This window comes from Streptomyces fildesensis, from assembly GCF_016107395.1.
In the GTDB taxonomy this organism is placed as follows: Bacteria; Actinomycetota; Actinomycetes; order Streptomycetales; family Streptomycetaceae; genus Actinacidiphila; species Actinacidiphila fildesensis.
The window spans coordinates 618,667-631,892 of the sequence record NZ_JAAIKO010000001.1 but is presented as its reverse complement, the minus strand read 5'-3'; the positions used below and the strand labels follow the sequence as shown (position 1 = coordinate 631,892).

Genomic DNA, 13,226 nt, shown 5'->3' with positions numbered 1-13,226 from the left:
GGGGCGCCGGGCGCCCCCGGAGGGCCTCTGGGACGGCGGGGCGGTACGGCCATAGGGTGGCGGGCATGTGCGGAATCGTGGGGTATGTGGGCGGCCGGTCCGCTCTCGAGGTCGTTGTCGCCGGGCTGCGGCGGCTGGAGTACCGGGGCTACGACTCGGCGGGTATCGCCGTGCTGGCCGACGGCGGTCTGGCCGCCGCCAAGAAAGCCGGCAAGCTCGCCAATCTGGAGGCGCTGCTGGAACGGCAGCCGCTGCCGGCCGGCGGAACCGGGATCGGGCACACGCGGTGGGCGACCCACGGCGGCCCGACGGATGTGAACGCGCATCCGCACCTGGACAACGCCGGACGGGTCGCGGTGGTGCACAACGGCATCATCGAGAACTTCGCCGCGCTGCGGGCGGAGCTGGCCGAGCGCGGCCACGCGCTGGAGTCCGAGACCGACACCGAGGTCGTGGCGCATCTGCTCGCCGAGCACTTCTCCTCGTCGGCGGACCTGGCCGAGGCGATGCGGCAGGTGTGCCGGCAGCTGGACGGGGCGTTCACGCTGGTCGCGGTGCACGCGGACGAGCCGGACGTGGTGGTCGGGGCGCGCCGCAACTCACCGCTGGTGGTGGGCGTCGGGGAGGGCGAGAACTTCCTGGCGTCGGACGTCGCCGCGTTCATCGCGTACACCCGTGAGGCGATCGAACTGGGCCAGGACCAGGTCGTCGAGCTGCGCCGGGAGAGCGTCACCGTCACCGACTTCGAGGGCAAGCCGGCCGAGGTGCGGCCCTATCACGTCGACTGGGACGTCTCGGCCGCCGAGAAGGGCGGCTACGACTACTTCATGCTCAAGGAGATCGCCGAGCAGCCGAAGGCGGTCGCCGACACGCTGCTGGGGCGGATCGGCACGGACGGCCGGCTGACCCTCGACGAGCTGCGGATGCCCGACCGGATGCTGCGCGAGATCGACAAGGTCGTGATCGTCGCGTGCGGGACGGCGTTCCACGCCGGGATGATCGCCAAGTACGCGATCGAGCACTGGACGCGGATGCCGTGCGAGGTGGAGCTCGCGAGCGAGTTCCGGTACCGGGACCCGATCCTGGACCAGCGCACGCTCGTCGTCGCGATCAGCCAGTCCGGCGAGACGATGGACACCCTGATGGCGCTGCGGCACGCCCGTGAGCAGGGCTCCAAGGTGCTCGCCATCTGCAACACCAACGGTTCGACGATCCCGCGTGAGTCCGACGCCGTGCTGTACACGCACGCCGGGCCCGAGGTCGCCGTCGCCTCGACGAAGGCGTTCCTGACGCAGGTCGTCGCCTGCTATTTGGTCGCGCTGTACCTGGGGCAGGTACGCGGCACCAAGTGGGGCGACGAGATCACCGGGGTGATCCGTGAGCTGTCGGAGATCTCCACCCAGGTGGGGCAGGTGCTGGAGACGATGGAGCCGGTGCGGGCGCTCGCGCGGTCGCTGAAGGACAAGAACACCGTGCTGTTCCTGGGCCGGCACGTCGGCTACCCGGTCGCCCTGGAGGGCGCGCTGAAGCTCAAGGAGCTGGCGTACATGCACGCTGAGGGCTTCGCGGCGGGTGAGCTCAAGCACGGGCCGATCGCGCTCATCGAGAAGGACCTGCCGGTGGTCGTGGTGGTGCCGTCGCCGCGCGGCCGGTCGGTGCTGCACGACAAGATCGTCTCCAACATCCAGGAGATCCGGGCCCGCGGCGCCCGCACCATCGTCATCGCCGAGGAGGGCGACGAGGCGGTCGTCCCGTACGCGGACCACATCATCCGCATCCCGCGCACCCCGGTGCTGCTGCAGCCGCTGGTGGCCACCGTGCCGCTGCAGGTCTTCGCGTGCGAGCTGGCCACCGCCCGCGGCAACGAGGTCGACCAGCCGCGGAACCTCGCCAAGTCGGTGACCGTCGAATGATCATCGGGGTCGGGATCGACGTCGCCGAGATCGAGCGCTTCGCCGCGTCCCTGGAGCGCACCCCGGGCCTGGCCGACCGGCTCTTCACCAGGAACGAGCGGCTGCTGCCCGGCGGCGAACCCCGTGGCATCGCCTCGCTCGCCGCCCGCTTCGCCGCCAAGGAAGCCCTCGCCAAGGCGCTCGGCGCCCCGGCGGGGCTGGTCTGGCTGGACGCCGAGGTGACCACCGAGGACACCGGCCAGCCACGGCTCACCGTGACCGGCTCGGTGGCCCGGCGGGCGGCGGAACTGGGGGTGCGGGGGTGGCACGTCTCGCTCAGCCATGACGCGGGGATCGCTTCCGCTGTGGTGATCGCGGAGGGTTGAACCGCCCGCCCGCGGGCGGGAAACGAGAGGACAACGGATGCGGCACGCACACACCGTCGAGACCGTACGGGCGGCGGAGCGCGCTCTTATGGCGCGGTTGCCCGAGGGGGCGCTCATGCAGCGGGCGGCCGCCGGGCTGGCGGCTGCCTGTGCCGGGCTGCTCGGGCGGGTGTACGGCGCCCGTGTCGTTCTGCTCGTCGGCAGCGGTGACAACGGGGGCGACGCGCTGTACGCGGGGGCCAGGCTCGCGCGGCGCGGCGCCGCCGTCACCGCTGTGCTGCTCGCGCCGGACCGTACGCACGGCGGCGGGCTGGCGGACCTGCGGGCCGCGGGCGGGCGTACGGTGACCGCCGACGCGGCGCTGCCGCTGATCGGCCGCGCCGACCTCGTCCTGGACGGGATCGTCGGCATCGGCGGGAAGGGCGGTCTGCGGCCGGCGGCCGTGCCGCTCGCGCGGGCCGCGCGCGACTCCCGCGCCACGGTCGTCGCCGTGGACCTGCCGAGCGGTGTCGATGCCGACACCGGTGAGGTCACCGGCCCGGTCGTGCACGCCGATGTCACCGTCACCTTCGGCACCTACAAGCCGGGCCTGCTGATCGACCCGGCCGCCGGTCACGTCGGAGCCCCGCGCCTGATCGACATCGGCCTCGGCCCCGGTCTGCCGGCCCCGGCGCTCGAAGCCCTGCAGTTCGCGGAGGTCGCCGCGCTGCTGCCGGTGCCGGCCACCGAGAGCGACAAGTACCGGCGCGGTGTCGTCGGCGTGGTCGCCGGGTCCGACCGCTACCCGGGCGCGGCCGTCCTCGCGGTGGCGGGCGCGCTGCGCGGCGGCGCGGGCGCCGTGCGGTACGCCGGGCACGGAGGGGAGGCCGTGCTGGCCCGCTTCCCCGAGACGCTCGTCACGACCGGCCCGCCGTCCGAAGCGGGTCGCGTCCAGGCGTGGGTGGTCGGTCCTGGTCTCGGCGACGGTACGGAGGCGCGGCGGTCGGTCGACGACGTCCTCGCGTCCGGGGTGCCCGTCCTCGTCGACGCGGACGGGCTGCGTCTGATCACCCGCGAGCAGGTCAGGGCGCGCACCGCGGCCACCGTCCTCACCCCGCACGCGGGGGAGGCGGCGGCGCTGCTGGGGCGGTCCCGGGAGGAGGTCGAGGCGGCCCGGCTGGCGTCCGTGCGGGAGCTCGCCGAGCAGTACGGCGCCACGGTGCTCCTCAAGGGCTCGACGACGCTGGTGGCCGACCCCGACCGGGCCGTACCGGTGCGGGTCAACCCGACCGGCACGTCGTGGCTCGCCACCGCGGGCAGCGGCGACGTCCTGTCCGGCCTCACCGGCTCCCTGCTGGCCGCCGGCCTCGCCCCCCGCGACGCCGCGTCCGTCGGCGCCCACCTCCACGGCCTGGCCGCCCGGCTGGCCTCCGGCTCCGCCGCCGGTGTCGGCGCGCCCGTCTCGGCCCAGGACATCGCGGCCACCCTTCCGGCCGCGTGGCGTCAGGTGACGGGCGGCTGAACCCCGTCCTCGCGCCGGAGGACGGCCTGGTTGCGGGCCCGTTCCGCCGGTCGCGCGGGGCGGAGGCGCGGGGCGGAGCCACAGGCCTGAGAGACTGGGCTCGATGGACAACACTGCGATGCGTGCCTGGGCGGAGATCGATCTGACCGCGCTCCGGGCGAATGTGACGGCGCTGCGGGCCTGTGCCCCCGGCGCCGGGCTGATGGCCGTGGTCAAGGCGGACGCCTACGGGCACGGCATGGTGCCGTGCGCGCGGGCCGCGCTGGAGGCCGGGGCGACCTGGCTCGGCACCGCCACGCCCGAGGAGGCGCTGGCGTTGCGCGCGGCCGGGGTGGGCGGCCGGCTGCTGTGCTGGCTGTGGACGCCCGGCGGCCCGTGGCGCGCCGCGGTCGAGGCCGACATCGATGTGACGGTGAGCGCCCTGTGGGCGCTGCGCGAGGTGTGCGCGGCGGCCCGCGAGGCGGGCCGCACGGCCAGGGTGCAGCTGAAGGCGGACACCGGCCTGGGCCGCAACGGCTGCCAGCCGGCCGACTGGCCGGAGCTGACCGCCGCGGCGCGGGCGGCCGAGACCGACGGGCTGATCAAGGTCACCGGCATCTGGTCGCACTTCTCGTGCGCCGACGAGCCGGGCCATCCGTCGATCGCCGCCGAGCTGGCGGCCTTCCACACCGCCCTGGCGGGCGCGGCGGCCGCCGGCCTCGACCCCGAGGTGCGGCACATGGCGAACTCGCCGGGCACCCTGACCCTTCCGGAGTCGCACTTCGACCTGGTGCGCCCCGGCGTCGCGATGTACGGGATCTCGCCGGTGCCGCAGGTCGGCGGCCCCGCCGACTTCGGGCTGCGGCCGGTGATGACGCTGGCCGCGCGGCTGGCGTCGGTGAAGCGGGTGCCGGGCGGGCACGGGGTCAGCTACGGCCATCACTACATCACCCCGGGTGAGACGACCCTGGCGCTCGTCCCGCTGGGCTACGCGGACGGCGTCCCCCGGCACGCTTCGGGCTCGGGGCCCGCCCTGGTCGCCGGGAAGTGGCGGACGGTCGCCGGCCGGGTCGCGATGGACCAGTTCGTCGTCGACCTCGGGGGCGACGCGGCCCAACCGGGCGACGAGGCAGTACTGTTCGGGCCGGGTGACCGGGGCGAGCCGACCGCGGAGGACTGGGCGCTGGCCGCGGGCACCATCGCCTACGAGATCGTCACGCGGATCGGGACCCGGGTGCCGCGCGTCTATGTCGACAACGGGAGACGCGTACCAGGGGAGTAGCGGGAACACGATGACCATGGACAGCGGAGCGAAGTGGGAGCGGGCCGGCAAGAGCGCCGGCTTCGTCGGTGCGGCGATCGGCGTGGTGGCGGCGGGCGCCGCCGCTGGCGTCGCGCTGGAGCGGCTCACGGTCGGCCGGGGCATCCGCAGGAAGGCGCGGCTCGCGCTGGACGCGGCCGGGCCGTACGGAGCGTTGCGCGGCACACCGGGTTCGGTGGCCGCGGAGGACGGCACCGAGCTGTACTACGAGGTCGAGGACGTCGTGGAGCAGCCGGTGGCGGTGCCGCGGCGCGGCTGGACGGGCCTCTTCAAGCGGGGCGGCGGGGCCGAGCCGCAGCCGCTCACCGTCGTCTTCTGCCATGGCTACTGCCTCAACCAGGACGCCTGGCACTTCCAGCGCGCGGCCCTGCGCGGCAGCGTCCGGGCCGTCTACTGGGACCAGCGCAGCCACGGGCGCTCCGAGCGCGGCCGGGACCAGCTCGCGGGTGAGCCCGCCACGATCGACCAGCTCGGCCGCGACCTCAAGGCGGTGCTGGACGCCGCCGCGCCGAACGGCCCGCTGGTGCTCGTCGGGCACTCGATGGGCGGCATGACGATCATGGCGCTGGCCGACCAGTTCCCCGATCTGGTGACGGAACGGGTGGCCGGGGTCGCCTTCATCGGCACGTCAGCGGGGAAGCTGGCGGCGATGACGATGGGGCTGCCGGCCGCCGGGGCACGGGCGTTCCGGGCGCTGGCGCCCGGCGTGCTGCGGATCCTCGGCACGCAGGTGGATCTGGTGGAACGCGGGCGGCGGGCCACCGCGGACCTCTTCGCGGGCATCGTGAAGCGGTACTCGTTCGCCTCGGACGTCGACGCGTCGGTGGGCCGGTTCGCCGAGCGGCTGATCGAGGGGACGCCGATCGACGTCGTCGCCGAGTTCTACCCGGCGTTCATCCAGCACGAGAAGGCGGACGCGCTGGCCGTCCTGGACGGCAAGCCCGCGCTCGTACTGGCCGGGGACAAGGACCTGCTCACCCCGAGCGACCACAGCGCCGACATCGCGGAGCGGCTGCCGGCCGCGGAACTGGTGATCGTCGAGAACGCCGGTCACCTGGTGATGCTGGAGTACCCGGAACTGGTGAACGCCCATCTGGCCGCCCTGCTGGCCCGCGCGGCGGACGCCGTCCAGGCCCCGCTGCCGCAGACGGTCAGAGAACTGGGGCTCTCTCAAGAGGTGCAGCAGGCGGCACAGGAGGCATAGGGCCTGGCCGGCCGATCACGAGCGGCCCTTTCGCCGCCTGGCACGGCCCCTCGCGGCGTTGCCGAAACACCTGAATACAGACCGGTATGCAGGTGCTCCGGCGCCTTGCGAGGCACCGCACCAGACGACGCCTTGCCCGCCCATGATCGGCCGGCCAGGCCCTCGCCTCCGCCACGCCGCGTAGCATTCGCGGACATGGAACCGCTGCACGGTCAGCACACCGCTGACGACCCCGTATCCGTCCGTCTCACGGTCAGGACCCCCGACCGTATGCGGGAGTTGGGCCGGGCTCTCGCCGGTCTGCTGCTCCCCGGTGACCTGGTGCTGCTCAGTGGCGAACTGGGCGCGGGCAAGACGACGCTGACCCGCGGCCTGGGGGAGGGCCTCGGGGTGCGGGGGGCGGTGACCTCGCCGACCTTCGTGATCGCCCGGGTGCATCCGTCGCTCAGCGGCGGGCCCGCCCTGGTGCACGTGGACGCGTACCGGTTGGGCGGCGGGCTCGACGAGATGGAGGACCTGGACCTCGACGTCTCGCTGCCGGAATCGGTGGTGGTCGTCGAATGGGGCGAGGGCAAGGTCGAGGAGCTGTCCGAGGCCCGGCTGCAGGTCGTCATCTCCCGGACGCTCGGCACGGCCGGGCAGCACGACGCCGGCGCTGACGCGGATCCCGGCGCCGACGTCGACGCCGAGAGCGATGTCGACGACGTGCGCGAGGTGACCGTCACCGGTATCGGCCGACGCTGGGTCAACCAGGACCTTTCACCGCTCGGGGCCTAGCCCGGCGGGGAGGCGTTCCGACAGCGTGTCGGGAAGATGTTGCGCGCGGGTGGCCCGGCGTGGTCGCATGGGAGTGCAGATGTTGGTCGAGGCTGCCTACATTCCCTCAGGAGGCACGCATGCCGGCTCATGGCACTTCGGACGCGCCGAAGCCCGCCGCAGTCCCCGCGGTCCCGGCTGCCCCCGTGGTCCCCGGAGTTCCCACCGGTCCCGCGATCCCCGCACTGCCGTCGATGAGCGAGCTGCTGGCCGCGGGTGCGGCGGCGACGGCTGTGTCCACCCCGCCCGACGAGAACGACGGGGAACGCCGCGACGCGGCGTAACAGCCGGCCGCCCTTCACTCGAACGGTGGAATTCGCGTCCTTGAGCGCTTGATCAGCGGACGACGACGATCTTGGTGTCGATCACCGCGAGCTTCCACAGCTCGTCACCGTCGGCGGGCGTCTCACGGATACCGCCGGTCTTCTTCTGCGGGTCCGGGCTGGGCATCGAGGCGTCCACCGCCGCGCTGAAGCCGATGACGGTGGCGCCGACGGTCGCGAACCGCACGACGTGCTCGATCGCGATCCCGTCACCGCCGGTGCCGCGCGCGGTGCGCGAGGTGACCTTGTAGCGGCCGGGGGCCGGATCGACGCTGCCCGGCGCGACGACGTAGGTGCGCACCACCTTGTTGGCGCCGTTCACCAGCCAGACCCGCTTGGCCGCCAGCCCGTAGACCACGCGCTTGCCGCTGCCGGTGTTCGCGGGCAGCACCGGCACCTGGGTGACCGGCGGCACCTTGGCCGTGGGCGCGGTGGCGGCCGGGCTCGAGGGGCGGGCCGTCACGGGGTGGTCCGCCGCGGAACCGGAGGCCTGGACGGCCAGTACGGCGATGACGGCGAGCGCGGCAGCGGTGAGGCCTGTCACGAGGGTCCCCGACCCGATCCTTGGCACGGTTGGTTCGCTCCTCCGGAGGGGTTTGCGGGCTGTGGTCGACGTTAGCAGCCGGGGCCCGCCCGATGACCGCGCGAGCGGGCGCCGGGCGGCCGGGTGTTGTGCCCGGTGTGGCGGCCTGGGCCACCGCCCCCACCGCCACCGCGGCCGACCCGGGGGATGGGGCGGGGCCGTAGGGTGTCACCGTGCTTCTGCTTGCTTTTGACACCGCTACGCCCGCTGTGACCGCCGCGCTCCACGACGGCGGGCGGGTGCTCGCCGAATCGACGGTCGTCGACGCCCGGCGGCACGGAGAACTCCTCATGCCGGCCGTCGACCGGGTGCTGGGCGAGGCCGGGGCGGCGATCGGCGATGTGACCGGCATCGTCGTCGGGACCGGCCCCGGGCCGTACACGGGGCTGCGGGTCGGCCTGGTGACCGCCGCCGCGTTCGGCGACGCGCTCGGGGTGCCGGTGCACGGCATCTGCACCCTGGACGGGATCGCGTACGCGGCCGGTCTGGCCGGCGTCGAGGGCCCCTTCGTGGTGGCCACCGACGCCCGCCGCAAAGAGGTCTACTGGGCCCGCTACGACAGCCCCCGCGAGCCTGTGACCGAGCCCGCCGTCGACCGTCCCGCCGATATCGCGCAGGCGGTCGCGGGGCTGCCCGCCGTCGGCGCCGGGGCCGCGCTGTACCCGGAGGTCTTCACGGACGTACGGGCGCCTGAGCACCAGTCCGCCGGCGCGCTGGCCGCGCTCGGTGCCCTGCGGCTCGCGGAGGGCGCGGAGTTCGCGCCCCCGCTGCCGCTGTACCTGCGGCGGCCCGACGCGCAGGTGCCGGCCGGCTACAAGGCGGTCCTGCCCAAGTGACGGTGACACTGCGCGAGATGCGCTGGTGGGACCTGGACCGGGTGATGGAGCTGGAACTGGAGCTCTTCCCCGAGGACGCCTGGTCGCGCGGCATGTTCTGGTCCGAGCTGGCCGACGCGCGGCACCCGCTGGCCACCAGGCACTACATCGTGGCCGAGGACGTCGCTGAAGACGTCGCCGAGGACGCTGCCGCCGTCACCGGCGGTGGGGGCCGGCTGGTCGGCTACGCGGGACTCGCGGCGATCGCCGGGACCGGCGACGTGCAGACCATCGCCGCCGCCCGCGACCAGTGGGGCACCGGCCTGGGCGCCCGGCTGCTCGCCGACCTGATGCACCAGGCCACGGCCTTCGAGTGCCACGAGGTGCTGCTCGAGGTCCGGGTCGACAACCTCCGCGCCCAACGGCTCTACGAGCGCTTCGGCTTCGAGCCGATCGGCTTCCGCAAGGGTTACTACCAACCGGGCAACGTCGACGCCCTCGTGATGCGTATGACCGAACCCTCCTCCGTACAAGGAACCACTACTGATGGCTGACGAGCCGCTTGTCCTCGGCATCGAGACCTCCTGCGACGAGACCGGTGTCGGCATCGTCCGGGGGCACACCCTGCTCGCCGACGCGGTGGCGTCCAGCGTCGACGACCACGCGCGCTACGGCGGCGTGGTGCCCGAGATCGCCAGCCGGGCGCATCTGGAGGCGATGGTCCCCACGATCCAGCGCGCCCTGAAGGAGGCGGGGGTCGCCGCGAGCGACCTCGACGGCATCGCCGTCACCGCGGGCCCCGGGCTCGCGGGCGCGCTGCTGGTGGGCGTGAGCGCCGCCAAGGCGTACGCCTACGCGCTCGGCAAGCCGCTCTACGGCGTCAACCACCTCGCGTCGCACATCTGCGTGGACCAGCTGGAGCACGGCGCGCTGCCCGAGCCGACGATGGCGCTGCTGGTCTCCGGCGGGCACTCGTCGCTGCTGCTCGCCCCGGACATCACCAGTGATGTGCGGCCGCTGGGCTCGACGATCGACGACGCGGCGGGCGAGGCGTTCGACAAGGTCGCCCGGGTGCTGGGCCTCGGCTTCCCCGGCGGCCCGGCCGTCGACCGGCACGCCCGCGACGGCGACCCGAAGGCCATCAGGTTCCCGCGCGGCCTGACCGGCCCGCGCGACGCGCCGTACGACTTCTCGTTCTCCGGCCTGAAGACGGCCGTCGCGCGCTGGGTCGAGGCGCAGCGCCGGGACGGCTTGGACGTGCCGGTGGCGGATGTCGCCGCGTCCTTCCAGGAGGCCGTGGTGGACGTGCTGACCCGTAAGGCGATCCGGGCCTGCAAGGAGCACGGCGTGGACCACCTGATGATCGGCGGCGGGGTCGCGGCGAACTCACGGCTGCGGTCTCTGGCACTGGAGCGCTGCGAGGACGCTGGCATCGTGCTGCGGGTGCCGCGCCGGGCACTGTGCACGGACAACGGCGCCATGGTCGCGGCGCTCGGCGCGGAGATGGTGGCGCGCAACCGGCCGTCCTCGACCTGGGACCTGCCGGCCGACTCCTCCCTGCCCGTCACCGAGGTCTCCGTACCGGGCCACTCGCACCCGCACCCGGAGGAGCACACCCACTCGCACGACCATGTGCACGAGCTGAGCAAGGACAACCTGTACTGATGACCGTCGCCCTGATGTGGGAGGCGCGGGCCGCCGAGGGGCGCGGTGCCGAGCTGCTGGAATGGGTCCGCGCCCAGGAGCTGGCACCGGCCCCGCTGCGCCGCGAGCACTTCTCCGCACCTGGTGACCGGGTGCTCGTCATCACCTGGTGGGACGCGCCCTACGAGGCCGAGTTGCCCGAGCTGGCGGAACCCCCGGCCGCTTTTCTGCATCGTTCAGTACACAGATGGCGTTTTGAACGAACAGCATAGGGTTCACATATGCACATAAAAGCGGCGGGACTGATCGTTTCCGGTCTCCTGCTCGTCACCGGGTGCTCGACGGCTTCGTCCACGCCGAAGGCCGCGCCGGCGACTTCCGGGACCGGACCTTCCGCCGCCCCGTCGTCCGACGGGAGCACCGCCCCCGGCGACGGTGCGGACACCGCCGCCGCGTTCCGCAAGTGGAAGATCAAGCCGATGGCACCGGCCCCGGCCCCGCCGAAGGTGAAGCCGGTGAAGACCGGTTCCGGTACGCCGCCGGTGGTCAGCGACATCCCCACCAAGGAGAAGATCGTCTTCGTCACCTTCGACGACGGCGCGGAGAAGGACCCAAAGTTCGTCACCATGATGGGCGAGCTGAAGATCCCCTTCACGATGTTCCTGACCGACGACATCATCCGGAGCGACTACGGCTACTTCAAGCCGCTCCAGAAGCTCGGCAACCCGATACAGAACCACACGCTGACGCACCCGAACCTGCGGACCGAGTCGGAGTCCGCCCAGCGTCACGAGATATGCACCCAGCAGACGAAGCTGAAGGCCGAGTACGGCACCACGCCCCGCCTCTTCCGGCCGCCCTACGGCAACCTGAACGAGGCCACCAAGACCGCCGCGAAGTCCTGCGGACTCCAGGCGCTCATCCTGTGGCGCGAGTCCATGCAGATCAAGGGCATGCAGTACCAGCGCGCCGACAAGAAACTGCACCCCGGCGACATCATCCTGGCCCACTTCCGCGGCCCGTCCGAGCTCAAGGGCACCTCCATGACGGAGATGACCGCCAACATGCTGCGCATGATCTCCGAGCAGGGCTTCACCGTGGCGCGCCTCGAGGACTACGTCTGAGCCGTCAGCCTTTGCTCTCCGGCTCGGGCCGGTAGGCGCGGCTCGCGTACCGCCGCAGCGCCGTGGACAGCTCCCGCGCCTCGGCGGGGTCCAGCCGCAGGGTGAGCCCCGCGCTGCGCCGCGCCGCCGCGACGGTGACGCCCGCGGCCCCGGAATCCACACCGAACTCCTGGGGCGGGACGGCCCGCAGGCTGCCGGCCGGAACGGTCGCCCGCAGGAGGAAGCCGGCGCGCCGGCTCACCGTGGCCCGGGTACGGACGAGCGCGACCTCCTGCACCTCGGACCACGGCCGGGACCATTCGGCCCTGCCGTGCCGCAGTCGCAGCCCGGCCGCGTCCAGGCCGACCGAGACGGCGGCCGTGCGCCGAGCCCTGACCAGGGCGCGCAGCGCCCACGTCAGGACCGTGGTGAGCAGCGCGACCACGATGAGGCTCATCATGGTCACCTGGTTGCCGATCAACCCCACCTCGGCCACCGAGGACAGGACCAGCGCGATCGTGAAGATCCCCGCGTTGCCGGCCAGGCCCGGTCCGCCGGACACCGGTGCCTGCTGCGCGAGTTCATACCTGCCCGGAGCCGGCGTCTTGGCCCGGGCGCGGACCGGCCCGGCTTTGCGCTCGGCGACCTGCGGCGCGGTGGCGGTCGGCGCGGCGGCGGCTGGGGCGACCGAGGGTACGACGACGGGCGCGACGGCGGCGGGTGGGGTGGCGGCCGGTGCCACGACGGTCGGCCGGTGTGCCGGCGGGGCTTCGCGGGCGGCGGTCAGCGTATCGATCAGGGAATCCGTTCCCGGGCGCTCCCGGGGGTCCTTGGCGAGGCAGGCGGCGACCACCGGCCGCAGGGCGTCCGGCACCCCGCTGAGATCCGGCTCGTCGTGCACCACCCGGTACAGCAGCGCCGGAACCGTCCCCGTCCCGAAGGGCGCCCGGCCGGTGGCCGCGAACACCAGGACCGAGCCGAGCGAGAAGACATCGCTCTCCGCGCCCACCCGGCCGCCGGTGGCCTGCTCGGGGGACATGAACCCCGGCGTGCCGATCACCGCGCCCGTCCCGGTGAGCATCGTGGCGCCCTCCAGCGCCTTGGAGATCCCGAAGTCGATGACCCGCGGTCCGTCGTCGACCATCAGCACGTTGCCCGGCTTGAGGTCGCGGTGCACCAGGCCGGCCGCGTGCACCGAGGCCAGCGCCTCCGTCAGCCCCGCGCCCAGCGCCCGGAGTTCGGCCTCCGGCAGCGGTCCGTCCCGCTGCACCAGGACGCCGAGGTCGGGCGCCTCCAGATACTGGCTGGCCACCCAGGGCCGTTCCGCCTCCGGATCGGCGTCCACGACCGACGCCGTCCAGAAGCCGGACACCGCGCGTGCCGCGTCCACCTCCCGGCGGAACCGGCTGCGGAAGCCGGGATCCGCGGCGATCTCGGCCCGGACGAGCTTGACGGCGACCGCCCGGCCGCTGCGCGACCGGCCGAGATACACCTCGCCCATGCCCCCCGCGCCGAGCCGCTTCTGCAGCTCGTACGGTCCGACCCTGCGCGGGTCGCCCGGCCTCAGTTCATCCATCCCGGCCCCCCGGTTCATCAGCAGTCGGCTGCAGGCTACCGGCGCGGATGATGCCGCGTCAGGCGATGCCCGGTGCCGCCCGA

The 13,226-nt window shown here is 73.5% G+C and carries 14 protein-coding genes; 12 read left to right on the top strand and 2 right to left on the bottom strand.

The window, feature by feature from the left end:
* The first annotated feature begins 65 nt into the window (after positions 1-65).
* The 7 genes from glmS (at position 66) to C6N31_RS02730 (ending at position 7,383) form a co-directional block, all read left to right on the top strand.
* A complete protein-coding gene (gene glmS / locus C6N31_RS02760) occupies positions 66-1,913 on the top strand; it encodes a glutamine--fructose-6-phosphate transaminase (isomerizing) (RefSeq protein ID WP_138352925.1) in 1,848 nt (615 codons plus the stop codon).
* Positions 1,910-2,278, top strand: coding sequence for a holo-ACP synthase (locus C6N31_RS02755; protein ID WP_138352926.1), 369 nt, complete (start codon positions 1,910-1,912; stop codon positions 2,276-2,278). The genes glmS and C6N31_RS02755 overlap by 4 nt, the downstream gene beginning before the upstream one ends.
* 37 nt (positions 2,279-2,315) lie before the next feature.
* Positions 2,316-3,779 (top strand): NAD(P)H-hydrate dehydratase, encoded by a 1,464-nt coding sequence (locus tag C6N31_RS02750; RefSeq protein WP_138352927.1) that lies wholly within the window; start codon positions 2,316-2,318, stop codon positions 3,777-3,779.
* 103 nt (positions 3,780-3,882) lie between these two features.
* Positions 3,883-5,040, top strand: a complete 1,158-nt coding sequence (alr, locus tag C6N31_RS02745) for an alanine racemase (protein WP_138352928.1) — start codon at positions 3,883-3,885, stop codon at positions 5,038-5,040.
* A 16-nt stretch (positions 5,041-5,056) separates the two neighbouring features.
* Positions 5,057-6,283, top strand: coding sequence for an alpha/beta fold hydrolase (locus tag C6N31_RS02740; protein WP_232484676.1), 1,227 nt, complete (start codon positions 5,057-5,059; stop codon positions 6,281-6,283).
* A gap of 195 nt (positions 6,284-6,478) precedes the next feature.
* Entirely contained in the window at positions 6,479-7,060 is a 582-nt protein-coding gene (tsaE, locus tag C6N31_RS02735) for a tRNA (adenosine(37)-N6)-threonylcarbamoyltransferase complex ATPase subunit type 1 TsaE (protein ID WP_138352930.1), read from the top strand.
* Between the two features lie 119 nt (positions 7,061-7,179).
* Positions 7,180-7,383, top strand: a complete 204-nt coding sequence (locus C6N31_RS02730) for a hypothetical protein (RefSeq protein ID WP_138352931.1) — start codon at positions 7,180-7,182, stop codon at positions 7,381-7,383.
* Between the two features lie 52 nt (positions 7,384-7,435).
* Here C6N31_RS02730 and C6N31_RS02725 read toward each other — a convergent pair whose 3' ends face one another.
* Entirely contained in the window at positions 7,436-7,993 is a 558-nt protein-coding gene (locus C6N31_RS02725; protein WP_307811181.1) for a hypothetical protein, read from the bottom strand.
* A gap of 185 nt (positions 7,994-8,178) precedes the next feature.
* Between C6N31_RS02725 and tsaB the strand changes: the two genes are divergently transcribed.
* The 5 genes from tsaB to C6N31_RS02700 are packed head-to-tail and all read left to right on the top strand — an operon-like array spanning position 8,179 to position 11,588.
* Positions 8,179-8,841, top strand: a complete 663-nt coding sequence (tsaB, locus tag C6N31_RS02720) for a tRNA (adenosine(37)-N6)-threonylcarbamoyltransferase complex dimerization subunit type 1 TsaB (RefSeq protein ID WP_138352933.1) — start codon at positions 8,179-8,181, stop codon at positions 8,839-8,841.
* Positions 8,838-9,374 carry a ribosomal protein S18-alanine N-acetyltransferase gene (gene rimI / locus C6N31_RS02715; RefSeq protein ID WP_331284067.1) on the top strand — a complete coding sequence of 179 codons (537 nt, stop codon included), beginning with the start codon at positions 8,838-8,840 and terminating at the stop codon, positions 9,372-9,374. The genes tsaB and rimI overlap by 4 nt, the downstream gene beginning before the upstream one ends.
* Positions 9,367-10,485 (top strand): tRNA (adenosine(37)-N6)-threonylcarbamoyltransferase complex transferase subunit TsaD, encoded by a 1,119-nt coding sequence (gene tsaD / locus C6N31_RS02710; RefSeq protein WP_138352934.1) that lies wholly within the window; start codon positions 9,367-9,369, stop codon positions 10,483-10,485. The genes rimI and tsaD overlap by 8 nt, the downstream gene beginning before the upstream one ends.
* Positions 10,485-10,736: a hypothetical protein gene (locus tag C6N31_RS02705; protein ID WP_138352935.1), complete on the top strand. Its 252-nt coding sequence runs from the start codon at positions 10,485-10,487 to the stop codon at positions 10,734-10,736. Before tsaD ends, C6N31_RS02705 begins: the two co-directional genes overlap by 1 nt.
* 9 nt (positions 10,737-10,745) lie before the next feature.
* Entirely contained in the window at positions 10,746-11,588 is an 843-nt protein-coding gene (locus C6N31_RS02700; protein ID WP_138352936.1) for a polysaccharide deacetylase family protein, read from the top strand.
* Positions 11,589-11,592: 4 nt separating this feature from the next.
* Here C6N31_RS02700 and C6N31_RS43555 read toward each other — a convergent pair whose 3' ends face one another.
* Positions 11,593-13,143, bottom strand: a complete 1,551-nt coding sequence (locus C6N31_RS43555; RefSeq protein ID WP_232484675.1) for a serine/threonine-protein kinase — start codon at positions 13,141-13,143, stop codon at positions 11,593-11,595.
* Positions 13,144-13,226 lie beyond the last annotated feature (83 nt).

What these genes read in the sequence shown, in the direction of transcription:
- glmS (WP_138352925.1), top strand. Translation starts at nt 66, where the DNA reads ATGTGCGGAATCGTGGGGTATGTGGGCGGCCGGTCCGCTCTCGAGGTC.
- C6N31_RS02755 (WP_138352926.1), top strand. Translation starts at nt 1,910, where the DNA reads ATGATCATCGGGGTCGGGATCGACGTCGCCGAGATCGAGCGCTTCGCC.
- C6N31_RS02750 (WP_138352927.1), top strand. Translation starts at nt 2,316, where the DNA reads ATGCGGCACGCACACACCGTCGAGACCGTACGGGCGGCGGAGCGCGCT.
- alr (WP_138352928.1), top strand. Translation starts at nt 3,883, where the DNA reads ATGGACAACACTGCGATGCGTGCCTGGGCGGAGATCGATCTGACCGCG.
- C6N31_RS02740 (WP_232484676.1), top strand. Translation starts at nt 5,057, where the DNA reads ATGGACAGCGGAGCGAAGTGGGAGCGGGCCGGCAAGAGCGCCGGCTTC.
- tsaE (WP_138352930.1), top strand. Translation starts at nt 6,479, where the DNA reads ATGGAACCGCTGCACGGTCAGCACACCGCTGACGACCCCGTATCCGTC.
- C6N31_RS02730 (WP_138352931.1), top strand. Translation starts at nt 7,180, where the DNA reads ATGCCGGCTCATGGCACTTCGGACGCGCCGAAGCCCGCCGCAGTCCCC.
- tsaD (WP_138352934.1), top strand. Translation starts at nt 9,367, where the DNA reads ATGGCTGACGAGCCGCTTGTCCTCGGCATCGAGACCTCCTGCGACGAG.
- C6N31_RS02705 (WP_138352935.1), top strand. Translation starts at nt 10,485, where the DNA reads ATGACCGTCGCCCTGATGTGGGAGGCGCGGGCCGCCGAGGGGCGCGGT.
- C6N31_RS02700 (WP_138352936.1), top strand. Translation starts at nt 10,746, where the DNA reads ATGCACATAAAAGCGGCGGGACTGATCGTTTCCGGTCTCCTGCTCGTC.
- C6N31_RS43555 (WP_232484675.1), bottom strand. Translation starts at nt 13,143, where the DNA reads ATGGATGAACTGAGGCCGGGCGACCCGCGCAGGGTCGGACCGTACGAG.